The 22,931-nt window shown below is 75.0% G+C and carries 17 protein-coding genes and 1 pseudogene; 11 read left to right on the top strand and 7 right to left on the bottom strand.

Annotated features, from left to right (window positions below; all coding sequences use genetic code 11):
* The first annotated feature begins 50 nt into the window (after positions 1–50).
* Both ONA70_RS14910 and ONA70_RS14905 read left to right on the top strand, forming a co-directional pair.
* The gene (locus tag ONA70_RS14910) at positions 51–695 is read left to right on the top strand and encodes an SIMPL domain-containing protein (RefSeq protein ID WP_265007016.1); all 645 of its coding nucleotides are present in this window, start codon (positions 51–53) and stop codon (positions 693–695) included.
* Positions 695–1,342 carry a nucleoside/nucleotide kinase family protein gene (locus ONA70_RS14905; RefSeq protein WP_265007015.1) on the top strand — a complete coding sequence of 216 codons (648 nt, stop codon included), beginning with the start codon at positions 695–697 and terminating at the stop codon, positions 1,340–1,342. The genes ONA70_RS14910 and ONA70_RS14905 overlap by 1 nt, the downstream gene beginning before the upstream one ends.
* On the opposite strand, the gene ONA70_RS14900 is transcribed toward ONA70_RS14905, so the two are convergent.
* Both ONA70_RS14900 and ONA70_RS14895 read right to left on the bottom strand, forming a co-directional pair.
* Positions 1,319–3,907 (bottom strand): hypothetical protein, encoded by a 2,589-nt coding sequence (locus tag ONA70_RS14900; RefSeq protein WP_265007014.1) that lies wholly within the window; start codon positions 3,905–3,907, stop codon positions 1,319–1,321. The two genes, ONA70_RS14905 and ONA70_RS14900, sit on opposite strands and share 24 nt — an antisense overlap.
* A gap of 88 nt (positions 3,908–3,995) precedes the next feature.
* On the bottom strand, positions 3,996–4,562 hold the full coding sequence (locus ONA70_RS14895; protein ID WP_319957245.1) for a sugar O-acetyltransferase: 567 nt from the start codon (positions 4,560–4,562) through the stop codon (positions 3,996–3,998).
* A 105-nt stretch (positions 4,563–4,667) separates the two neighbouring features.
* Between ONA70_RS14895 and ONA70_RS14890 the strand changes: the two genes are divergently transcribed.
* Positions 4,668–8,039, top strand: coding sequence for a S8 family serine peptidase (locus tag ONA70_RS14890; protein ID WP_265007013.1), 3,372 nt, complete (start codon positions 4,668–4,670; stop codon positions 8,037–8,039).
* A gap of 83 nt (positions 8,040–8,122) precedes the next feature.
* Here the strand turns inward: ONA70_RS14890 and dapD are convergent, their stop codons facing one another.
* Positions 8,123–9,082, bottom strand: a complete 960-nt coding sequence (gene dapD, locus ONA70_RS14885) for a 2,3,4,5-tetrahydropyridine-2,6-dicarboxylate N-succinyltransferase (protein ID WP_265007012.1) — start codon at positions 9,080–9,082, stop codon at positions 8,123–8,125.
* Positions 9,083–9,162: 80 nt separating this feature from the next.
* Between dapD and dapE the strand changes: the two genes are divergently transcribed.
* Positions 9,163–10,236, top strand: a complete 1,074-nt coding sequence (gene dapE, locus ONA70_RS14880; RefSeq protein WP_265007011.1) for a succinyl-diaminopimelate desuccinylase — start codon at positions 9,163–9,165, stop codon at positions 10,234–10,236.
* Between the two features lie 67 nt (positions 10,237–10,303).
* On the opposite strand, the gene ONA70_RS14875 is transcribed toward dapE, so the two are convergent.
* The gene (locus ONA70_RS14875) at positions 10,304–10,465 is read right to left on the bottom strand and encodes a hypothetical protein (protein ID WP_265007010.1); all 162 of its coding nucleotides are present in this window, start codon (positions 10,463–10,465) and stop codon (positions 10,304–10,306) included.
* A 157-nt stretch (positions 10,466–10,622) separates the two neighbouring features.
* Between ONA70_RS14875 and ONA70_RS14870 the strand changes: the two genes are divergently transcribed.
* From ONA70_RS14870 to ONA70_RS14840, 7 genes are all read left to right on the top strand, one after another.
* On the top strand, positions 10,623–11,501 hold the full coding sequence (locus ONA70_RS14870) for an LOG family protein (protein ID WP_265007009.1): 879 nt from the start codon (positions 10,623–10,625) through the stop codon (positions 11,499–11,501).
* A gap of 3 nt (positions 11,502–11,504) precedes the next feature.
* On the top strand, positions 11,505–12,050 hold the full coding sequence (locus tag ONA70_RS14865; protein ID WP_265007008.1) for an LOG family protein: 546 nt from the start codon (positions 11,505–11,507) through the stop codon (positions 12,048–12,050).
* A gap of 64 nt (positions 12,051–12,114) precedes the next feature.
* On the top strand, positions 12,115–15,663 hold the full coding sequence (locus ONA70_RS14860; RefSeq protein ID WP_265007007.1) for an ATP-dependent helicase: 3,549 nt from the start codon (positions 12,115–12,117) through the stop codon (positions 15,661–15,663).
* Positions 15,660–19,100 (top strand): ATP-dependent helicase, encoded by a 3,441-nt coding sequence (locus ONA70_RS14855; protein WP_265007006.1) that lies wholly within the window; start codon positions 15,660–15,662, stop codon positions 19,098–19,100. Before ONA70_RS14860 ends, ONA70_RS14855 begins: the two co-directional genes overlap by 4 nt.
* Positions 19,101–19,305: 205 nt before the next feature.
* On the top strand, positions 19,306–19,509 hold the full coding sequence (gene cspE, locus ONA70_RS14850) for a transcription antiterminator/RNA stability regulator CspE (RefSeq protein ID WP_007464836.1): 204 nt from the start codon (positions 19,306–19,308) through the stop codon (positions 19,507–19,509).
* Between the two features lie 213 nt (positions 19,510–19,722).
* The gene (locus ONA70_RS14845; protein WP_265007005.1) at positions 19,723–21,111 is read left to right on the top strand and encodes a DEAD/DEAH box helicase; all 1,389 of its coding nucleotides are present in this window, start codon (positions 19,723–19,725) and stop codon (positions 21,109–21,111) included.
* A gap of 152 nt (positions 21,112–21,263) precedes the next feature.
* Positions 21,264–21,455 carry a hypothetical protein gene (locus ONA70_RS14840; protein ID WP_265007004.1) on the top strand — a complete coding sequence of 64 codons (192 nt, stop codon included), beginning with the start codon at positions 21,264–21,266 and terminating at the stop codon, positions 21,453–21,455.
* 55 nt (positions 21,456–21,510) lie between these two features.
* On the opposite strand, the gene ONA70_RS14835 is transcribed toward ONA70_RS14840, so the two are convergent.
* From ONA70_RS14835 to ONA70_RS36675, 3 genes and pseudogenes are all read right to left on the bottom strand, one after another.
* Entirely contained in the window at positions 21,511–21,951 is a 441-nt protein-coding gene (locus ONA70_RS14835; protein ID WP_265007003.1) for an RrF2 family transcriptional regulator, read from the bottom strand.
* 4 nt (positions 21,952–21,955) lie between these two features.
* Positions 21,956–22,840, bottom strand: a complete 885-nt coding sequence (locus ONA70_RS14830) for an ABC transporter permease (RefSeq protein ID WP_265007002.1) — start codon at positions 22,838–22,840, stop codon at positions 21,956–21,958.
* Positions 22,830–22,931 (bottom strand): annotated as a pseudogene (locus ONA70_RS36675) (ABC transporter ATP-binding protein); the annotation flags it as partial. The gene ONA70_RS14830 and the pseudogene ONA70_RS36675, both read right to left, overlap by 11 nt.

The following is a 22,931-nucleotide window of genomic DNA, read 5'->3' as shown; positions in this document are numbered from 1 at the left end:
CCCGCCGCAGCCCGGAAAATGATCGGCAGGACATGACCTAGGGTGAGGGCATGGCGGACGCACCGGTCGTGGTGGTACGCGGCGAGGCGTACCGGGAGGTGGCTCCCGAACTGGCCCGGTTCACGGTGACCGCGACCGCCCGGGACCGGGACCGGGAGACCGCGCTGACCCGGCTGGCCGAGCGGGCCGCCGCCGTCCGGGTGCTGCTGGACGAGGCCGGGCCGGCCGTGGAGCGGCGGGAGACCGGCCAGCTCCGGGTCTGGCCGGAGACGAAGCGGTCCGGCGAGCGGGTGGTGGCGTACCACGGCAGCGTCGGCACCACGGTGACGGTGCACGACTTCACCGCGCTCGGCGAGCTGATGCTCCGCCTCGCCGACCAGGACCAGGTCGAGGTGGCCGGCCCGTGGTGGTCGCTGCGGCCGGACAGCCCGGCGTACCGGGAGGCGCGGCACGCCGCCATCGCGGACGCGCTGGCCCGCGCCCGGGAGTACGCGGAGGCGCTCGGCGCGCGGGTGACCGCGCTGCGGGAACTGGCCGACACCGGCGTGTCCGCCGCGCCGCCGATGGTGGTCCGGGCGGCGTTCGCCAAGGGCGGCCCGAGCGGCGCCCCCGAGCTGGAGCTGGACCCGCAGCCGCAGCCCGTGCAGGCGACGGTCGAGGCCCGGTTCACCATCAGCGAGCCGGTGCTCGACTGATGCCGCCGGCCCGCGAACTCCCCCTCGCCGACCTGGTGGCCCGGGCGCAGGCCCTCGCCGACCTCGGGCCGCGGCAGTTGCTCGGCATCGCCGGCGCGCCCGGTGCGGGCAAGTCCACCCTGGCCGAGCGGATCGTCGCCGAGGTCGGGCCGCTCGCCCGGCTGGTGCCGATGGACGGCTTCCACCTGGCCCAGTCGGAGCTGGTCCGGCTCGGCCGGGAGGGGCGCAAGGGGGCCCCGGACACGTTCGACGTCAACGGCTTCGTCTCCCTGCTGCGCCGGCTGCGGCGGTTGGAGCCGACCTCGGTCTGGGCGCCGGCGTTCCGCCGCGATTTGGAGGAGCCGGTCGCCGGGGCGATCGAGGTCCCGCCCGAGGTGCGGCTGGTGGTGACCGAGGGCAACTACCTGCTGCTGCGGGACGACCCGTGGGAGGAGGTCCGGACGCTGGTGCACGAGATCTGGTTCCTCGACCTCGACGCCGCGCTGCGGGTGCGCCGGCTGACCGCCCGGCACGAGGCGTACGGGAAGACGCCGGAGCAGGCGCGCGCCTGGGCCCTGGGCAGCGACGAGGCGAACGCGGCCCGGGTCGCGGGCACCGCCGGGTACGCCGACCTGGTGGTTCGGCTAGCCGACCCCCTGCCGGGGTGACGGGACGGTCCGGCGCAGCAGCCGGGCCACCACCGCCCGCTCGCGGGTGAACTCCAGCGCGTCGGGGTAGTTGCTGTGGTTGCGGATCGGCGGGTCCGCCACCTCGCCCCCGGTGGGGTGCAGGGCCTCCGGGTCGGCGACCGGCACGTCCCGTTCTCCGGCGGTCACCTGCCAGCCCAGCGGGTCGGTGTCGCGCCAGAAGTTGGTCCAGGCGACGTGCCCGGCGGGCCAGGACATCGCCCGGGCGAGCGTCCGCAGCCGGTCCGGGCCGAAGTACGCGGGGAAGACCCGGCCGTAGAGGCGGGTGAGCTGGCAGCCGTAGGAGAAGAACCAGATCCGCCGACGCCAGTGGCGGGGCAGTTGGAACAGGGTCGCGGCGCAGATGACGGTGCCCTGGCTGTGCCCGGAGAGGATCACCCCGTCCATCCGGTCGGGATGGTGCGGGGTGAGCGCGAGCAGGCCGGCGACCCGGGTCTGGAGTTCCGGTACGGCCCGTTCGGCGTAGCTGGGCGGGGCGAGCGGGTGCGCGGCCCGAGGCCAGAACGTGCCCACGTCCCAGATCACGCCGACCGAGCGGCGCACGGTGTCGTTGCGGTAGACGAGCAGGCCGAGCGCGGCGACCACCAGGGGCAGCCAGCCCAGCAGCATGTCGCCGAGGTCGGTGGCCCGGTGGATGACCACCTGCCAGCCGGCCGGCGACTGCGGGCTGGGGCGGCTGCGGGAGAGCGCCGCCGCGCAGCAGAGCGTCACCAGCACCGTGGAGATCGCGGCGTAGCAGCCGACCAGCCGGATCGCGTGCTCGCCGACGAGCCGGTGCAGCGCCCGGAAGTTGCTCACGTCGCGGCAGCGGCGCAGGTCGTGCGCGGAGCGGCCGTCGGCGGCGGCGAGCGTGGCGTACTCGGCGCGGCGCAGCGACCGGAAGAGGAAGCCGGCCCGGACCAGCAGGCCGAGGAGGACGAGCAGGCCGACCACGCAGGCCAGCCCCGCCCAGAGCACGGCGAGCGGCGGCACCACCCGGGAGGACCCGCTCGGCACGGCCCGGCTGTCCAGCCGGTCGCTGACCCAGTAGAGCAGGCCGGCGCAGTAGGCGACGGCCATCATCCAGCCGAAGCCGGCGATGAGCGCGGGGCCCCGCCCGCCCCAGGCCAGGTCGGTGTACGCCCCCAGCGGCTGCTCGGCCACCTCGGGCCGGGTACGCGGCAGCAGCAGCCCGGTCGCGGCGACGGCGATGGCCGGCACGACCAGCATCCAGACGTCGAGCCCGCCGGGTGCGGGCGGTACGGCGGGCAGTCCCCGCTCGATCCAGACCACCCCGAACGGCAGCAGCGCGCTGCCGGCCACCGGGGCGGCCAGCGCCCGTCGCCCGGCGCGGTTCACCGCGCCGATCGCGATCAGCAGCAGCACCTGGTACGTGGCGAGCCAGGCGACGACACTGTCGTACCCGGGCAGCGACCGGTCGGTCCGGCAGCCGGTGATGGCCGGGTCGCGGACGCAGCCGACCGGTGGGCGGAACTCGGCCAGGGCCCGTCCGGCGGGACCGTCCGGGAGCAGCAGGAGCGCGAACGTGCCGGCCAGGCCCAGGCCGGCGAGGACGGCCACGGCGGCGCTCCACCGGCCGAGTGGGGTGGCCCCCTGGCGCCGGCTCAGCCAGGGCCGGCCCAGCGCGACCACGGCGATCGCCACCACGGCCGAGAGCGCGACGACGGTCGGCCAGGCGACCGCGGCCCGGACGCCTCGCGGCGGGTCCATGATGATCACCGCGGTGACGGGTACGGCGGCGGCGACCGCCGCGCCGGTGCACAGGTGCAGCACGGCGGCCCGGCGCAACTGGCCCTCGCCGCACCAGAAGGTCGGGTCCTGGAGCGGGTTCTCCGGCGGTTCGGGCCGTTCCGTCGCCGGGGCGGCGTCCGGGCCGTCCTCCCCGACCGCCGGGTGGGGCCTTGGATCGGCGGGCATCTGCGCCTCGTACTGGTAGGTGCGCCAGGCGAGCCCGCCGAGCGCCAGGAGCATGAGCAGGGGCAGCAGCAGGCCGACGGCGAGCGCCCGGGTGTCCTGATGCCACCAGGCGTTGCCCAGCCACTCCCACGGGCCGGGGAGATGGCGTAGGCAGTCCTGGCCGACGCACTGCCAGCCGATCAGGTCCACACCGATCCCGGTCACCGTGATCACCAGGGTGCCGGTGAGGCTCAGGCCGAACAGCCGGATGAGCCACGCGGTGATGCCGGAGCGGCTGCCCCAGCGTTCCTGGTCCGGGTCGGGCGGGATGCCGGTGCGGGCGAACAGCGCCACGTTGGCCAGGGTGAACGGCAGCAGCAGCGTCCACAGCGCCCGCTCGACGTCCCGCGCGGTCCGCGCGCCCGAGGTCAACTGCCCCCAGCTGTACGCCTCGACGGTGATCGGTTCGTCGCGGCCGGCAGTGGTGGACCGGTAGAAGCCGGTCACATCGCCGCCGGCGACCCGCCAGGGCTGTGGCCCGCCGTCTCCGGGGGCGGGGCGCAGGCCGAGCAGGTGATCGGGTGGGGTGTTGGACACGCCGTGCACCCGCAGTTCGAGCACCCGTTCCATGATCCGGCTCCCTGGGTCAGCCTTCCACTACCCAGAGTGCACCGTCCGGCGCGGATTTGCACCCCGCTCGAACCATCGTTTTAGCAGCTCAAGTGGCTTCTTCGAGGGAGCGGACCGGGCGGGCGGGGTTACCGACCGCCACCACGTTGGCCGGCAGGTCCCGGGTGACCACGGCCCCGGCGCCGACCACCGTGTTCTCTCCGACGGTGACCCCGGCCAGCACGATCACCCCGCCGCCGAGCCAGACGTTGTCACCGATGGTGATCGGCTTGGCCGCCTCCCACTTGGCGCGCCGGGGCTCCGCCGCGACCGGGTGGGTGGCGGTGAGGAGTTGGACGTTCGGTCCGATCTGGACGTCGGCGCCGATGGTGATCCGGGCGACGTCGAGGAAGACCGCGTTGAAGTTGACGAAGGTGCGCGGCCCGATGTGGGTCTGCCAGCCGTAGTCGCAGTGGAACGGTGGCCGGACCCAGGCGCCCTCGCCCAGCGAGCCGAGCAGTTCGCGCAGCGCGGCGAGCCGCCCCTCGGGGTCGTCGGCGGAGGTGGCGTTGAACCGCTCGGTGAGCCGGGCCGCCCGGTCCAGGTCGGCGATGATCTCGGGTTCGTCGGCGATGTAGAGCTCGCCCGCGAGCATGCGTTCCTTCATGGAGGTCACCGACAGATCATGCCCGGGATCGGCCCGGAAACTGTCGGCTCGACGACTTCCAATTGCATACCCGGTATGTAATTCTGGCGCTTCGCATCGATGTGTCTTCTATCGATGAAGACGTCTCCGAAGGAGGAAAGGTTGCTCCGAAAAAGGAGGAAACTGGCCAGCGCCGGCCTCGTCGGCGCGCTCGTGCTCGGCGTGCCCGCGGCGGCGGCCGCCGGTCCCGCCGCGGCGCCGGCCCGCCCGGCGGCCGACCGGCCCGGGTCGGCGCCCGGTGCTGGTCCGGTCACCGTCACCCTGCTCACCGGTGACCGGGTCACCGTGTCCGCCGACGGCAAGGCGGCCGTACGACCCGCACCGGATCGCCGCGGGACCGAGTTCCTGGTCGGCCGGGACCGTGGCCACCTCACCGTGGTGCCGCGGGACGCGCTGCCGCTGATCCGCTCCGGCCGGGTCGACCGGCGGCTGTTCGACGTCACCGAGCTGGTCTCGTCCGGCTACGACGACGCCCGGCGGGACTCGCTGCCGTTGCTGGTGTCGTACCCGAAGGGACGGGCCCGGAGCGCGGCTCCCGCCGCCGGCACCCGGGTGACCCGCGACCTGCCGGCGATCAACGGCGCGGCGCTCACCGCGGCGAAGGCCGAGGCCGGCGCGGTCTGGCGGACCTTGACGGCCGGGCGGTCCGGCGCCCGGATCGGCACGGCGGGGGGTGTCGACCGGATCTGGCTGGACGGCAGACGGAAGGTCACGCTGGACCACAGCGTGCCGCAGATCGGCGCCCCGGCCGCCTACGCCGCCGGCTTCACCGGGAAGGGCGTCACCGTCGCCGTGCTCGACACCGGCGTCGACGTCACCCACCCCGACCTGGCCGGCCGGGTCGCCGAGTCGCGCAACTTCAGCGAGATGCCCGACGCCGACGACATGGTCGGGCACGGCACGCACGTGGCTTCCATCATCGCCGGCAGCGGCGCGGCCTCCGGCGGGAAGTACCGGGGCGTGGCCCCGGACGCCACCCTGCTCTCCGGCAAGGTCTGCGAGGAGTTCGGCTGCTACGACTCGGCGATCCTGGCCGGCATGGAGTGGGCTGCCGCGGAGAAGAAGGCCGACGTGGTCAACCTGAGCCTCGGCGGCTGGAACACCCCCGAGGTCGACCCGCTCGAGCAGGCCGTGCAGACGCTGACCGCGCAGACCGGCACCCTCTTCGTCATCGCGGCGGGCAACGACGGCGCGGACGGAACGGTCGGCTCGCCGGCCACCGCCGACGACGCGCTCGCGGTGGGTGCCGTGGATCGGGACGACGCGCTGGCGGAATTCTCCAGCCGTGGCCCGCGGATCGGCGACGACGCCCTCAAGCCCGACATCACCGCGCCCGGCGTGGACATCGTCGCCGCCCGGGCCGCGCACGGCCAGATCGGCGACCCGGTGGGGGAGAAGTACGTCTCCCTCTCCGGCACCTCGATGGCCACCCCGCACGTGGTCGGCGCGGCGGCGCTGCTCGCCCAGCAGCATCCCGGCTGGGTCGCCGGGCAGTTCAAGGCGACGCTGATGGCCTCCGCCAAGCCGCACGCGGACCAGACGGCGTATGAGCAGGGCGCCGGGCGGGTCGACGTCGCGCACGCCGTCATCGAGCAGGTGACCAGCGAGCCGGTGAGCGTGTCGTTCGGCCGTACGGTCTGGCCGCACGACGACGACGCGTTGATCGAGCGCACCGTCAGCTACCGCAACTCCGGGACGACCGCGCTCACGCTCGACCTCAGCACCGAGATCAGCGGGCCGGGCGGGGCGACCGCGCCCGCCGGCATGTTCCGGCTGAGCGCTCCCCGGGTCACCGTCCCGGCCGGCGGCACCGCCCAGGTGACGGTCACGGCGGACACCCGGCTCGGCGGGGTGGACGGCTACTGGACGGGCCGCATTGTGGCCCGCTCCGGCGCCGCCGTGGCGGTCACCCCGCTGGCCGTGAACCGCGAGGTGGAGAGCTACGACGTGACCGTCAGCCACCGCGGCCGGGACGGCGCGGCGACGGCCGAGTACTTCACCACCCTGGTCGGGCTGGACGGCTTCCTCGCCGTCGACGTCTACGACGCCGACGGCGAGGCCAAGGTGCGCGTCCCCAAGGGCGTGTACGGCATGAACAGCATCATCTTCGAGAGCGACGCGCAGGGCGAGCCGGCCGGGGCAAGCATGATCGCCCAGCCGCTCCTGACCGTGGACCGGGACCTGCGGATCACGGTGGACGCGCGCAGCGCGAAGCCGATCCTGGTCACCGTGCCGAAGCGGGACGCCACCCCCGCGCTGGTCGACCTGTCCGCCAACTGGTCCACCTCGGACGGCGGCGGCTACGGCTTCAGCCTGCTGTCGTTCGACTTCACCGGGCTGGCCAGCGCCCAGCTCGGCGGGGACGCGACGGCCGACCGGTTCGTCGGCGCGGTCAGCAGCCAGTGGGCCGACCTGACGGTCGCGTCCAGCCCCTACCTCTACGCCACCAGTGAGGCGATGCCGGGCCGGTTCCCGACCGGCTACGTCCGGCACTACCGGCAGCGCGACCTGGCCACCGTGGTGCACCGGTTCCGCGGCGGCCAGCCGGGCACGGAGGCGGAGCGGCTGGTCTTCCCCGAGTCGAACCACAACATCGGCGGCTGGGCGATCGGCCTGCCCACCACCGTCCCGGGCCAGCGCGTCGAGCACTACAGCACCGCCGGGATGCGCTGGAGCACGGAGCTCGACATGGGCACGCGCGACGACGAGGGCTGGCTGAACCCGCAGACCGCGCTCTTCGCGTACGGGGTCCGCTACCGGCCGGCCCGGACGGTCCGGGAGGACTGGAACGCGGCGGCGTACGGGCCGTCCTTCCCCCGGCCCCGCTGGCCGGGGGAGGGCATCACCCGCAACGGCGACGCGATCCTGGTCGACCTGCCGCTGTTCAGCGACGCCGCCGGGCACGCCGGCGGGTCGGTCACCGACGCCCAGCGGATCGCGCTCTACCGCGACGGTGTGCTGGTCGGGGAGTCGTACGGCGGGTACGGCGAGTTCGAGGTGCCCGCGGGCGCGGCGGACTACCGCCTGGAGGCCTCCGCCACCCGCGGCTTCACCGACCTGAGCACCGAGGTCGCGGCCAGCTGGACCTTCCGGTCCCGGCACGTCGCCGGGGACGACTGGCAGCGGCTGCCGGCGATGGCGGTCCGCTTCGCGCCGCCGCTGGCCGTGGACAACAGCGCCCCGGCCGGGCGGACCTTCAGCATCCCGGTGACGGTCGAGCGGCAGTCCGGCGCGCCGGCCGCCAAGGTCGCCAAGCTCACCGTCGACGTGTCGTACGACGGCGGGAAGACCTGGCGGAAGGCGGACCTGCACCGGCAGGGCGCGGGCTGGGCGGCCGTGGTCCGGCACCCCGCCGGCCCGGGACACGTCTCGCTGCGGGCCACCGCCCGGGACAGCGCCGGCAACACGGTGACCGAGCGGATCATCCAGGCGTACCGCCTGCGCTGAGTTGCCGGTCCGGGCCCGCGGTCTCCCCGCCGGGGCCTGGGAAGGCGGACGGGCCGGGGCAGCTCGCCCCGGCCCGTTCCGCGTCAGTCGTTGGCGTGCAGCGCCGCGTTCAGCTCGATGCCCCGGCCGGCACGCGGCTTCGCCTCCAGCGCGCCGGTCACCGAGTTGCGCCAGAAGAGCAACCCGTCCACGCCGGAGAGCTCGCGGGCCTTGACCACCCGGCCGTCCGGCAGGGTGATCTTGGAGGCGACGGTGACATAGCACCCCGCCTCCACCACGCAGTCGTCGCCGAGTGAGATGCCCACGCCGGCGTTCGCGCCGATCAGGCTGCGTTCGCCGATCCGCACCTTCTCGCTGCCGCCGCCCGAGAGGGTGCCCATGATGGAGGCGCCGCCACCGATGTCGGAGCCGTCGCCGACCACCACGCCCTGCACGATCCGCCCCTCGACCATCGAGGTGCCCAGGGTGCCGGCGTTGAAGTTGACGAAGCCCTCGTGCATCACCGTGGTGCCGGCGGCCAGGTGGGCGCCGAGCCGGACCCGGTCCGCGTCGGCGATCCGCACGCCAGCGGGGACCACGTAGTCGGTCATCCGGGGGAACTTGTCCACCCCGTACACGGCCAGGTGGCGGCCGGCGGCCCGTTCGATCACCCGCAGCTCGTCCACCCGCTCCGGCGGGCACGGCCCGGCCGAGGTCCAGGCCACGTTGGCCAGCTTGCCGAAGATGCCGTCGAGGTTGAGCTCGTTGGGTCGGACCAGGCGGTGGGAGAGCAGGTGCAGCCGGAGGTACGCGTCGGCGGCGTCCTTGATCGGGTCGTCCAGCGAGCCGATCACGGTGACCACCTCGACCGTACGCAGGCCGGGCAGCGCCCGCTCGCCGACCGCGCCGGGCGGCAGGTCGAGCACGTCGGCCTGGTCCTCCCCGGGGACCAGCGGCAACTCGCCGAGTCCCAGCTTGCCGGTCGGGTACCAGGCGTCCAGCACCTGGTCGTCAGCGGTAACGGTGGCCAGGCCGATGCCCCAGGCGGATGCTGCGGACGTCACTGTTTCACCTTTCGTTCGCGACTGCGGGGCTCGCAAGCTCACTCCTCGCGCTCACCGGAAATGACGGTACCGTGCGACACATGCAGAACCCGCTGACCCCCGAGGTCCTGGCTGATCCGGTGGCGCTCACCCGCGCGCTCGTCGACATAGAGTCCGTCTCCCTCAACGAGAAGGCGATCGCCGACTGCGTCGAGGAGGTGCTGCGGGGCGTTCCGCACCTGACCACCTTCCGGCACTCCAACACCGTGATGGCGCGTACCGACCTGGGCCGGGCGCAGCGGGTGGTGCTCGCCGGCCACCTGGACACCGTGCCGCTCAACAACAACTTCCCGTCGACCATGCGCGGCGACCTGATGTACGGCTGCGGCACCTCCGACATGAAGTCCGGCGTGGCCTTCGCGCTGCACCTGGCGGTGACCCTGCCCGACCCGCGCTATGACGTCACGTACTTCTTCTACGAGGCGGAGGAGATCGAGTCGAGGTACAACGGCCTCACGCTCGTCTCCGAGGCCCACCCCGAGTGGCTCCAGGCCGACTTCGCGGTGCTGCTGGAACCGACGTACGGGTTCGTCGAGGCCGGTTGCCAGGGCACCATGCGGGCGATCGTCACCACCCACGGCGAGCGGGCCCACGCGGCCCGGTCCTGGCACGGGGTGAACGCCATCCACGGCGCGAGCGAGGTGCTGCGCCGGCTGACCGCGTACGAGGCGCGCCGGGTGACCATCGAGGGCTGCGACTACCGCGAGGGCCTGAACGCGGTGCGGATCACCGGCGGGGTGGCCGGCAACGTCATCCCGGACCACTGCGAGATCGAGATCAACTACCGGTACGCCCCCGACCGCGACCCCGTGGCGGCCGAGGCGCACCTGCGCGAGGTCTTCGCCGGCTTCGACCTGGCGGTCACCGACGCGGCGGCCGGCGCGGCCCCGGGGCTGGGCAACCCGCCGGCGCAGGAGTTCCTGGCCGCCGTGGGGGCGGCGCCGATCGGCAAGCTGGGCTGGACCGACGTGGCCCGGTTCGCGGCCATGGGGATCCCGGCGCTGAACTTCGGCCCGGGCGACCCGAACCTGGCCCACCACAAGGACGAGCACGTCGAGCTGACCAAGATCCGCGACGGTGCGGCCACCCTGCACCGCTGGCTCGCCTCGGCCTGACCGCGGATACGTGATCGGGGGGCCCGCGTCGGTGACGCGGACCCCCCGAGGTCGTGCCGGCGAACCGTCAGACGGTCGTGCTCAGCGAGGCGTCCGTCTCGGTGGACTCGCCGGTGAGGTCGGTGTGGTGGGTTTCCATCATCCGGGCACGGCGGCGCTCGGCCACCACGTCGCGGATCCGTCGCTGCATCTGCCGGCGGATCCGGATCATCTCGGTGTTGCTGATCAACGCCTGCTCCTCCCCCGAAAGGCAACGCGCCGGGGCATACCCCGTATGTGAATAGTAAGACGTACGTGCGACCGAATTAGTTGCCCAAGATCGCGAGAAATTTCGTCGGCTGGCCGGCCTCCGCACCCGACCCGCATGCCTCCACTACGGTGGCTGCATGAGCCAGAGCCACGGGCTGCCGCCCGGCCGCAGCCCACGCAGGGAGCGGCACCGGGGCGCCGTCACGCTGCGCAACCGGGCCATCCCCACCAGCACCGCCGACCAGCGGCTGCTGGACTCCCGCGGCCGGGGCGACTGGAAGACCAAGGACGCCTGGCGGGCGCTGCGCATCCTGTCGGAGTTCGTCGAGGGCTTCGACACCCTGGCCGATCTGCCGCCCGCGGTCAGCGTCTTCGGCTCGGCCCGCAGCAAGCCGGACAGCCCGGAGTGGCGGATGGCCGAGGAGTTGGGCGGTGCGCTGGCCCGGGCCGGGTACGGCGTGATCACCGGTGGCGGGCCGGGCGTGATGGAGGCGGCCAACCGGGGCGCCAGCGAGGCGGGCGGCCTCTCCGTCGGGCTCGGCATCGAGCTGCCGTTCGAGCAGGGCATCAACGACTGGGTCGACCTGGCCATCGACTTCCGCTACTTCTTCGCCCGCAAGACCATGTTCGTCAAGTACGCCCAGGCGTTCGTGGTGCTGCCCGGCGGCTTCGGCACCATGGACGAACTCTTCGAGGCGCTGACCCTGGTGCAGACCGGCAAGGTCACCCGCTTCCCGGTGGTGCTGATGGGCGTCGACTACTGGCGCGGGCTGCTCGACTGGCTGCGGGACGCGATGGCCGCCGACGGCAAGATCGGCCCGAAGGACCTGGAGCTGATCTGCCTCACCGACGACGTCGCCGAGGCGGTCCGGCACATCGTGGAGGCCGAGGCGGTGCTCTCCGCCGAGCAGGAGGCGATCCGCGAGGAGGCGGTCGCCCGGGTCGCCGCCGACCAGCAGGCCGCCGCCGAAGCCGGCCCCGAGGGCCCCGGGCCCCGCCGGGCCGGGGAGCGCTGAGGCGTGGCCGCGATCTGCGTCTTCTGCGCGTCCTCCCGTACCCTCGACCAGCGCTGGCTGGACCTGGCCACCGAGACCGGCGCGGAGCTGGCCCGGCGCGGGCACACGCTGGTCAGCGGCGGCGGCTGCGTCGGCATGATGGGCGCGGTGGCGGACGGGGCGCGGGCCGCCGGCGGGTACACCGTCGGCGTCATCCCCCAGGCCCTGGTCGACCTGGAGGTCGCCGACCTGGCCGCCGACGAGCTGCTGGTCACCGACGGGATGGCCAGCCGCAAGACCCTGATGATCGAGAAGTCGGACGGGTTCGTCGCGCTGCCCGGCGGGCTCGGCACCCTCGACGAGCTCTTCGAGGTCTGGACCACCGCCACCCTGGCCATGCACGCCAAGCCGATGGTGCTGGTCGACGCCGACGGCTTCTACCGTCCCCTGCTCGACTGGCTGCGCGCCCTCGCCGATCAGCACTTCCTCAAGCCGGCCGGTCTCGACCTCCTCCTGGTGGCGGACACCGTCCCGGCGGCCCTCGACCTCCTCGACACCCACCTCGCCTGAGCCGGGGCGCGACGGGCACAGTGCACGGTTCCAGGTGTCGTACCGGCGTGGTGGGATGTCGGTGATGGAGGCGTACCGCTTGGTGCGCCGGCCCGGTGGGGTGGCGACGGGGGTCTCCCACTCCGCCGGGGCGGGGCAGGGGGGTGGCCGGTCCGAAGGGCCGGCGGTTGCGGAGCCGCGGTCCGGGGGGTCGGCGGGCGATGCCGCGTACCCGCCGCCGTACCGGCCGGATCCGGTGCAGGCCGAGGTCGTCGCGCACACCGACGGGCCGATGCTGGTCGTCGGCGGTCCCGGCACCGGCAAGACCAGCACCCTGGTCGAGGCGGTCGCCGCCCGGGTGGCCGAGGGCGTCGACCCGGAACAGGTCCTGGTGCTCACCTTCGGCCGGCGCGGCGCCACCGACCTGCGCCACCGCATCGAGGCGGTGATCGCCGGCAGCGGCCACAAGGTGGTCCGCGAGCCGCTGGTGCGCACCTTCCCGGCGTACGCGTTCGGCCTGCTCCGCCGGGCCGCCGCCGAGCGGGGCGAGCCGTCACCCCGGCTGCTGACCGGTCCCGAGCAGGACCTGATCATCCGCGAGCTGCTGGACGTGGTCGGCGAGGAGCCGGACGACGACCCGGTCGGCTGGCCGGCGGACCTGCGACCCGCGCTGCGTACCCGGGCCTTCGCCCAACAGCTCCGCGACCTGCTGATGCGCGCCGCCGAGCGGGGCGTCGGCCCGGTCGAGCTGGCCCGGCTCGGGGAGAAGCTGGGCCGCGCCGACTGGCCGGCCGCCGCCCGCTTCCTCCGCGAGTACGTCGCCGTGCTCGCCCTGCGCGACGTCAGCAACCGGGGGTCGATCGCGTACGACCCGGCCGAGCTGGTCCGGGCCGCCACCGGCATGCTGCTCGACGACCCCGAGCTGTTGGCGGCGGAGCGCCGCCGGCTGGCCCACGTCTACGTGGACGAGCTGGCCGACACCGACCCCGCCCAGCTCGACCTGCTCGCCGTCCTGGCCGGCGGCGGCAAGTCCCTGGTCGCCTTCGCCGACCCGGATTCCTCCACGTACGCCTTCCGCGGCGCCGACCCGGCCGGCGTGAGCACCTTCCCGCACCGGTTCCGGACCGCCTCCGGGGCGCCGGCCGCGCAGGTCACGCTGACCACGTCGTACCGGGCCGGGCCGGAGCTGCTGGCGGCCACCGCCCGGCTGGCCCGCCGGCTGCGCGGCCCGGCGGCGCACCGCCGGCTGCACCCGCTGCCCGACGCCGCGCCCGGCGCCGTCGAGGTCCGCACCTTCCGCTCGACCACCAGCGAGTCCGCCTGGCTGGCCCACGCGCTGCGCGAGGCGCACCTGCTCGACGGGGTGCCCTGGTCGCGGATGGCGGTGCTGGTCCGCGCCACCGGCCGGCAGCTGCCGTCGCTGCAACGCGCCCTGCACACCGCCGGCGTGCCGACCGTGGTGCACGGCGAGGACCTGCCGCTGCACCTTCAGCCCGGGGTGGCCCCGCTGCTGCTCCTGCTCCGCTGCGCCCTGGAACCCGACCGGCTGGACGAGGAGGCCGCCGTCGCCCTGCTGCACTCGCCGCTGGGCGGCGCCGACCCGCTGGCCGAACGCCGGCTGCGCCAGGGGCTCCGCGCGCTCGCGCTGGCCGCCGGCGACCGCCGTCCCTCCGGCGAGCTGATCGTCGAGGCGCTGCGCGACCCGGCCGAGCTGGCCACCGTCCAGCGCCGCTGGGCGGCCCCCGCCCAGGCGGTGGCGCACCTGCTGGCGACCGCCCGGCAGGCCGCGGCCACCCCGGGCGCCACCGCCGAGGACGTGCTCTGGGCGGTGTGGCGGGAAAGCGGCCTGGCCGAGCGGTGGGCCGGGGCGATCACCCGGGGGCGGGCGGCCACCGGCGAGCACGAGACCGCGCAACGGTGGCGGGCCGAGGCCGCCGACCGGGACCTCGACGCGGTGCTGGTGCTCTTCGACGCGGCGGCCCGGTTCACCGACCGGCTGCCCGGCGCGCGTACCGAGGTCTTCCTCGACCACGTGCTCGGCCAGGATCTGCCGGCCGACACCCTCGCCGCCAGTGGCGACCGGGGCGAGGCGGTCCGCCTGCTCACCGCGCACGCCGCCAAGGGCCTCGAGTGGGACCTGGTCGCGGTCGCCGGGGTGCAGGAGGGCGTCTGGCCGGACCTGCGGCTGCGCGGCAGCCTGCTCGGCTCGGAACGGCTGGTCGACGTGCTCGCCGGCCGGGCCGACGGCACCGGCGTACGGGCCAGCCTGGTCGGGCAGACCTCGGCCCTGCTCGACGAGGAGCGCCGGCTCTTCCACGTGGCGGTCAGCCGGGCCCGTGACCGGCTGCTGGTCACCGCGGTCGCCTCCGCGGCGGTCGGCGGCGACGACCACGAGGAGCAGCCCAGCCGCTTCCTGCACGAGCTGGCCGCCCCCGAACCGCCGGCCACGGGCGGTGGCGGGTCCGTGCCGGCCGCCCCGGCGGCTGTCCGGGGTCGCGGCGCGGCGTCAGACGCGCCGAGCCCGGATGGCCGTAGCCCGAGCCCGAAACCGGCCGGACCCGCCGCCGGCCGGCCGGAGGACGGGCCGGCGCCGGTGGTCGACGAACCGCCGGACACCGTGCCGGTCGTCCTCCCGGTCACCCTGCCGCCGCGCGGGCTCACCCTGTCCGCGCTGGTGGCGGAGCTGCGCACCGCGATCACCGACCCGGCGGCGCCGGTCACCCGGCGGCGCGCGGCGGCGGCCGAGCTGGCCCGGCTGGCCGCCGCCGGGGTGCCTGGCGCGCATCCGGACGACTGGTGGGGCCTGCGCGGCCTCTCCGACGACCGGCCGCTGGTCAACGAGGGCGAACCGGTCCGGGTCACCCCGTCGGCGATGGAGAGCGCGCTCCGGTGCAGCCTGCGCTGGCTGCTGGAACGGCACGGCGGCAGCGCCCCGGCGAGCGCCGCACAGGGCGTCGGCAACCTGGTGCACGCCGCCGCGATGCTGGCCGAGGACGCCAGCGTCGACCGGACCACCCTGCTGGAGTACGTCGCCGCCCGGTTCGACGCGATCGAACTGGCCGCCCGCTGGATGGTCGGCCCGGAACGGCAGCGCGCCGAGGCCATGGTGGACAAGCTGCTGCGCTGGCTGGCCGGCAACCCGCGCCGACTGCTCGCCATCGAGCACGAGTTCGCCGTCCGGCTCGACGACCCGACCCGCCCGATCGAGCTGACCGGCCGGGTCGACCGGCTGGAGGTCGACGAGGACGGCCGGCTCGTGGTGATCGACCTGAAGACCGGCAAGTCCACCGCGGTCACCGAGCGCGAGATCGCCGAGCATCCGCAGCTCGGGGCGTACCAGGCGGCGGTGGAGGCGGGGGCGTTCGCCGAGTACGGCGACGAGTCCGGGGGCGCCGCGCTGGTGCAGCTCGGCACCGGGGCGAAGGACGCCAAGGAGCAGAGCCAGGCCGCCGCCGGGGAGGGGCCCGAGGCTGGTTGGGCCACCGCGCTGGTCCGGCGCACCGCGGATACGATGGCCGCCGCCACCTTCGCGGCGGTCGCCAACGCCAAGTGCCGGGTCTGCCCGGTCCGGACCAGCTGCCCGGTGTCCGGGCAGGGCCGCCAGGTCGTCGAGCCACCCCCGGAGCAGCCGTGACGACCCAGCCCGCCCTGTTCGGCGCCGGCGCCACCCCGGCGCCCCGCACCGCCGACGCTGGCCCCCGCTACACCCCGGTCGAGCTGGCGAAGCTGCTGCGGCTGCCGGCGCCCACCCGGGAGCAGGCGGCGATCATCGCCGCGCCGGTGGAGCCGCTGCTGGTGGTCGCGGGCGCTGGCTCCGGCAAGACCGAGACGATGGCGGCCCGGGTGGTCTGGCTGGTCGCCAACCAGTACGTCCGGCCGGAGCAGGTGCTCGGCCTCACCTTCACCCGCAAGGCCGCCGGTGAGCTGGCGCACCGGGTGCGTACCCGGCTGGACCAGCTCATCCGCCGGCTCGGCCGGCCGGGCCGGGACCCGCACGACGACCCCCTGGCCGGCGAGCCGACCGTCTCCACCTACCACTCGTACGCCGGGCGGATCGTCACCGAGCACGGGCTGCGCGCCGGCTACGAGCCGACCACCCGGCTGCTCACCGAGGCGTCCCGCTGGCAGCTCGTCGACCTGCTGGTGCGCAACTACGACGGGGACATGTCCGAGGTGGACCGGATGCCGAGCACCATCACCGACGCGGTGCTGGCGCTGGCCGGGGAGCTGGACGAGCACCTGGTCGCCCCGGACGACCTGGCCGCCTGGACCGGCCGCTTCTTCGCCGACGTGCAGTCCCGCCCCGGCCGCGTCTACGCCGACGTGCGGAAGGCGCTCCAGCTCCAGCAGACCCGGCTCAAGCTGCTGCCCCTGGTCCGCGCGTATGCGCGGCGCAAGGACGACTTCGAGGCGATGGACTTCGCCGACCAGCTCGCCCGGGCCGCCCGGGTGGCCCGCGACCACCCCGGCGTCGGAGTGATCGAGCGGGACCGCTTCCGGGTGGTGCTGCTCGACGAGTACCAGGACACCAGCCACGCCCAGGTGGTGCTGCTCAACGCGCTCTTCGGCGGCGGCCACCCGGTCACCGCCGTCGGCGACCCGTGCCAGTCCATCTACGGCTGGCGGGGGGCCAGCGCCGGCACGCTGGACCGGTTCCCCGCCGAGTTCGCCCGCGCCGACGGTGGCCCGGCCCGGGTGCTCAGCCTCACCACCAGTTGGCGCAACCGGCCGGAGATCCTCGGCGTCGCCAACGCGTTGTCGGTGCCGCTGCGCGCGGCCGGGGCCCGGGTGCCCGAGCTGCACGCCGCGTTCAGCGTCCGGGAGCCCATCCCGCACCGCAGCCCGCGCGGCCGGGCCGGCGGCACCGTGCACTGCGCGCTCCTCGAGACGTACGCCGACGAGGCCGAGTGGATCGCCGACAGCGTGCTGGCCGCCTGGCGGGGCGCGGCCGGGATGCCGGGCGGGCTGCCCGAGCACATTCCGGTGCCGCAGCGCCCCACCACCGCCGTGCTGGTCCGGCTGCGCAGCCAGATCCCGGCGATCGAGTCCGCGCTGCGGGCCCGGGGCCTGCCGGTCGAGGTGGTCGGGCTGGGCGGCCTGCTGGACACCCCCGAGGTGCGGGACGTGGTCTGCACCCTGCGCGTGCTGGCCGACCCGGCCGACGGGGCGGCGCTGCTGCGGCTGCTCACCGGGGCGCGGTGGCGGATCGGGCCGCGTGACCTGGTCGCCCTGCACCGGCGGGCGAAGGCCATCGCGAAGGCGCGCCGGGAGTTGGCCGGCGGGGACGGGCCGGAGATCACCGTGGACGCGTTGGACGAGGCGACCCTGGTCGAGGCGCTCGCCGACCTGGGCCCGGCGCAGGCGTACTCGGCGGAGGGGTACGCCCGGCTGCGCGCGTACGGGATGGAGCTGGCGCTGCTGCGCTACCGGCTCGACCAGTCCCTGCCGGAGCTGATCGCGGACATCGAGCGGACCATCGGCCTGGACGTGGAGGTGGCGGTACGGGCCGGGCGGGACGGCACCGGCGACGCTGGCCTGGCCCGGGGGCACCTGGACGCGCTCGGTGATGTGGCGGCCCGGTTCAGCGGCGAGACGCCCGGCGCCACGCTCGCCGGCTTCCTCGCCTATCTGGCCGCCGCGGAGGACGAGGAGCGCGGGCTCACCCCTGGCGAGGTGGAGGTGGTGGAGGGCGCGGTGCAGGTCCTCACCGCGCACGCCGCCAAGGGGCTGGAGTGGGACGTGGTGGCGGTCGCCGGGCTGACCCGGGGGGTCTGGCCGGGGCCGGTGCGCAACTCCGACCACTGGCTGGGCGGGCTGGGCGTGCTGCCGTTCCCGCTGCGCGGCGACGCCGACGGGCTGCCCGAGCTGGGCCTTCCCGGGGCCGAGGACCAGCGCGGGGTGGCCCGGGCGGTGGCGGACTTCGCCGACGCCTGGCGGGCCCACGACGAGCGGGAGGAGCGCCGGCTCGCGTACGTGGCGGTGACCCGGCCCCGGCGGCTGCTGCTCTGCTCCGGCTACTGGTGGGGGGAGGGGACGAAGAAGTTCCGCGGCCCCTCGGTCTTCCTGCGCGAGGTGCACGACGCCTGCCTGGACGGCGCCGACGGGCACCTGGTCGACGGGTGGGCACCCGAGCCGGCCGGGGACGCGGTCAACCCGACCACCGAGCAGGTGCTCCGGGCCGAGTGGCCGGCCGACCCGCTCGGCGCCCGCCGCCCGGCCCTGGCCGAGGCCGCCGCGCTGGTCCGCCGGTACCTCGCCGACCCGGAGGCGGCCCGCCGCGAGGAGGCACTGCTCGTCGCGGGCGCCCCGGGGCCGGCCGGCCCCGCCGACGAGGCGGCGACGCCCGCCGACGATCCCGAGGTGGCGCGGTGGCGGCGGGAGGCCGACCTGCTCCTCGTTGAGCGGGCCGAACTGCTGCGCGGGGCGGAGGCGGTCGAGGTCGCGTTGCCCGGGCACCTGTCGGTGACCCAGCTGGTGGCGCTGCGCCGCGACCCGGCGGCCCTGGCCCGGGCGCTGCGCCGGCCGATGCCCAGCGAGCCCAACCCGTACGCCCGCCGGGGCACCGCCTTCCATGCCTGGCTGGAACAGCGCTTCGGCGCGGACCGGCTGCTCGACGTGGACGAGCTGCCCGGCGCGGCGGACGACGACGCCGCCCCGGACGAGGCGCTCACCGAACTGCAGGAGCGCTTCCTGGCCAGCGAGTGGGCCGACCGGGTGCCGGTGGAGGTGGAGGTGCCCTTCGCCACGGTGATCGCCGGCGTGGTGGTGCGCGGCCGGATGGACGCCGTCTTCCCCCGCCCCGGCGGCCGGTACGACGTCATCGACTGGAAGACCGGCCGGCAGCCCACCGGGCGGGAGGCCGAGGCGGCGGCGGTGCAGCTCGCCGTCTACCGGCTCGCCTGGGCCGAGTTGGCCGGCGTGCCGGTCGAGCGGGTGGGGGCGGCCTTCCACTACGTCCGGGACGCGGTCACCGTCCGGCCGGCGGACCTGCTCGACGCCGAGGGGCTGACCGCGCTGGTCGCCGGCGTGCCGGAATTTCCGACGGACGGCCCGGCGTTGCAAAGTTCGTGATAGGTTAGGCGCGTTGCAGTTTTGGTTTCCAGAGACTCTGTGTGCGCCTGGCGGATTGTGGCCCCAGGCGCGCTTTGTTGTGTCCGGAGTTCTCCGGGCGGGGCGACCAGCAGCGACAGGTGGGTCGCGCAGCCAAGCGCGGCGCACTCCTCCTCCGGCCCCGCAACAGGTGCGGGTCCGACCGTTCCGTCAAGGAGACGAACAAATGGCTATTGGCACCGTCAAGTGGTTCAACGCTGACAAGGGCTTCGGCTTCATCACCCCGGACGGCGGCGGCGCCGACGTCTTCGCCCACTTCTCGGCGATCCAGTCCTCCGGCTACCGGAGCCTGGACGAGAACCAGCGGGTCGAGTTCGAGGTGACCCAGGGCCAGAAGGGCCCGCAGGCGGAGAACATCCGCCCGCTCTGATCTTCGGATCAACCAGTACCACCCACCGCGCCCTCAGGGCACGGTGACGGGTCCGGTCCGCCGCCGCCCCCGCTCCGGCGGGCGGCGCGCTGCGGCGGACCGGCCCGTACCCCTTCGGTTCGTGCTTGTGAGTCCCGGTGGACGAGTCCCCGGTTGACAGCGCCGCTTCCGGCGCCTCCCTCGACACGTGCCGCGTCGAGGAAGGCATTCCGCATGACCATGACTGTTCCCACGTTCGCCGCGACGGGCCTGGCTTCCGCGCTGCTCGCCGAGCTGTCGGCGCAGGGCATCACCGAGCCGTTCCCGATCCAGGCGGCCACCCTGCCGGACTCGCTGGCCGGCCGCGACGTGCTCGGCCGGGGACGCACCGGCTCCGGCAAGACCCTCGCCTTCGGGCTGCCGCTGCTGTCCCGCACCGCCGGCCGTAGGGCCCGCCCGGGCCGCCCGCTGGCCCTGGTGCTGGTGCCGACCCGTGAGCTGGCCCAGCAGGTCACCACCGCGCTCACCCCGTACGCCCGCGCGGTCGGGCTGCGTTGCGCGACCGTCGTGGGCGGTCTGTCGCTGCAACGGCAGGCGGACGCCCTGCGCGCCGGCGCCGAGGTGGTCATCGCCACCCCCGGCCGGCTGCACGACCTGATCAACCGCGGTGACGCCCGACTCGGCGAGGTGGCGATCACCGTGCTCGACGAGGCCGACCAGATGGCCGACATGGGCTTCCTGCCGCAGGTCACCAAGCTGCTGGAGCAGGTCGCGCCGGACGGCCAGCGGATGCTCTTCTCCGCCACGTTGGACGGCGGCGTGGACAAGCTGGTCCGCCGCTTCCTGACCCGGCCGGTGTCGCACTCGGTCGACCCCGGCACCGCCACGGTGACCGCGATGACCCACCACGTGTTGCACGTCGACGCGGTCGACAAGCCCGCCGCGCTGACTCAGATCGCCGCCCGTGAGGGTCGCACCATCCTCTTCATGGGGACCAAGCACCGCGCCGACCGGCTCGCCCGCCAACTGCTCGCCAAGGGCGTACGCGCCGCCGCGCTGCACGGCGGCAAGTCTCAGCCGCAGCGCACCCGGATCCTGGAACAGTTCCGCACCGGTCAGGTGACCGCGCTGGTGGCCACCGATGTGGCGGCCCGCGGCATCCACGTGGACGGGCTGGACATGGTGGTCAACGTGGACCCGCCGGCCGAGGCGAAGGACTACCTGCACCGGGGCGGGCGTACCGCCCGGGCCGGGGAGTCCGGCACCGTGGTCACGCTGGTCCTGCCGGAGCAGCGCCGGGACGTCTCCCGGCTGATGAGCCTGGCCGGGATCAGCCCGCGGACCGCCCAGGTCCGTCCGGGCGACGCGGAGCTGGCCCGGGTCACCGGGGCGCGGGAGCCCTCCGGCGTGCCGGTGACGATCGTCGCCGCCCCGTCGGCGCCCGCCGCGCGGGCGGGGGCGCCCCGGGGGCGCCGGGCGGCCGGCAACGGCGGTCGGATCGCTACCGACTCCGGCCGCGTCGCAGGTGGCCTCCAGTCCGCCGGGGAGGCCGACACCACCCCGCGTCCGGCGCACCGCGCGTCCGGCCGACGCCGTCGCTCCCAGCGTCCCCGTACCGCCTGACCTCGCCTCCCGTCGTCTCCGCCGCTGCTCTCCGTTGAGTCGGGGATCAGCGGCGGTTGCGTCTGATGGGCGACTGTCCCGAATCTCGTTCCCGCCCATGATCGGCTTGGGGGAGAGGTCGGGCCGGGTGGCCGGACGCGGGAGGGGTGACCATGGCGGGCGAGGCTGGCTCGGGGGCGCTGCGCGAGCTGCTGTTCGTCGCGGCGGTCGCCGGGGCGGGACTGCTGCTCGCCGTGGTCGCGGCATTCGGTCCCTGGCATCCGACCTCGGGGGGTGCCTCCCGGGCCGGGCTCGTCGAGCTGCACAGTCCGAACGGCCCGGCCGACGGGCCGACCGGGAGCTGACCGGGACGCTCGGGCCGAGTCTCGTCGCACCCGAGGCCCGATCCCGCGGGCCCGGTCAGGGCGCCGCGGCCCGGTCCGCCAGCAGGTCGGCCAGTGTGGTCCGGTCGACGACCAGGGCGATCGCGCCGTCCACCGCCAGCCAGACATCGCGCAGCCCGGCGGCCACCCCGTGGTAGCCGGCCCGGTCCGCGGGCAGGCCCCGGACGCTGGTGAGCGCCCCGCCGACCGCCCGCAGCACGTCCCCGACGGTGATCCCGGTGGCGGGGCGGGTGAGGGCGTAGCCGCCCTCGGTGCCCCGGGCGCTGTGCAGCAGTCCGGCCCGGCGCAGGTCGAGCAGGATGCCCTGGAGGAAGCTGAGCGGGATGTCCTGGCTCTCGGCCAGGCTCGCGGCCTTGACCAGGTCGCCGCCGGGTCCCCCGGCGGCGGGGGACCCGGCCGCCTCGGCGACGGCGAGCATGGCCCGGAGCGCGTAGTCGGCGCGCGCGGAGACGTACACGGGGTCAGTTGCCGGCCTGGTCCAGCACGCCCCACCGCCGGCGGATCGCCTTGTCGGCCGCGCCGAAGGCGGCGTCCACGAGCAGACCCACCACCAGGATGACGATCATGGTGGAGAGCAGCCACGGCGCGTCAGACAGCTCCCGGGCGTACGTGAGCTGCGCCCCGAGCGAGGTGGTCGAGATGCCCACCACGATCAGCTCACCGGCCATCAGGCTGCGCCAGGAGAAGGCCCAGCCCTGCTTGAGTCCGGCCACGATGGCCGGCAGCGCGGCGGGCGCGACGACGTACCGGTAGAGGTTCAGGCCGCGGGCGCCGAGGTTGCGACCGGCCCGTACCAGCAGCGGCGGCACGTAGTCGACGCCGCTGATCACCCCGTTGGCGATGGACGGCGCCGCGCCGAGCACCACCACGAAGAAGATCGCCTTCTCGCTCAGCTCGAAGAGCAGGATGGCCAGCGGGAACCAGGCGATCGACGGCATGGTCTGCAGCGCGGTGATCATCGAGCCGATGGCCGCGCGGAGCACCCGGAAGCGGGCCACCGCGAGGCCGACCAGCAGACCCACGCCGACCGAGAAGACGTACCCGAGCGCGGCCCGGCGCAGCGTGGTGGCGATTCCCTGCCAGAGCTGCCCGCCGCCGGCCTGGCGGAGCAACTCCTGCCCGACGGTGACCGGTCCGGGCAGCGAGTACGGCGGCTTCCAGCCGCTCCACACCACCAGTTGCCAGACCCCGATCGCGATGGCCAGGGCGGCCAGCTTCGGCCAGGTGGCCGACCAGAGCAGGGCGACCCGGGTGGTCGTCTGCTGCCGGCCGGCGATCTCCAGGGCGTCCAGTCCGGAGATCTCCGCGTCGGCACTCGGGGCCCCGGTGAGGGTGTCACTGGCCATGGCGGCCCACCTCCGTACGCAGCCGGTCGGTGACCTCGGCGGCGATGGTCGCGATCTCCGGGGAGTCGATCCGCCGGGGTCGGGGCACGTC

The organism is Micromonospora yasonensis (genome assembly GCF_026013475.1).
GTDB lineage: Bacteria > Actinomycetota > Actinomycetes > Mycobacteriales > Micromonosporaceae > Micromonospora > Micromonospora yasonensis.
This window is presented reverse-complemented; position numbering and strand designations above follow the sequence as displayed.